The sequence below is a fragment of the Streptomyces sp. GbtcB7 genome (genome assembly GCF_019091445.1).
GTDB lineage: Bacteria > Actinomycetota > Actinomycetes > Streptomycetales > Streptomycetaceae > Streptomyces > Streptomyces mirabilis.
On sequence record NZ_JAGXJM010000594.1, the window covers coordinates 1 to 238 of the forward strand.

Annotated in this window: 1 pseudogene; it reads left to right on the forward strand. The window is 73.9% G+C overall.

Annotation, left to right across the window (positions count from 1 at the left end):
- A pseudogene (locus KVT44_RS56945) lies at window positions 1–238 on the forward strand (repressor LexA); the annotation flags it as partial.

Genomic DNA, 238 nt, shown 5'->3' on the forward strand with positions numbered 1-238 from the left:
CGGGTGATCGAGGTCACCCGGGACCCCGTGCAGCGGCGCGGCTACCCGCCGTCGATGCGAGAGAACGGACAGGCGGTCGGCCACTCCAGCACCTCGTCGGTCGCCCACCAGCTGATGGCCCTGGAGCGCAAGGGCTTCTTGCGCCGCGAACCGCACCGGCCGCGGGCGTACGAGGTCCGGGGCTCCGACCAGTCCACGGCACAGCCCACGGACACGGCGGGCAAGCCGGCCGCGTCGT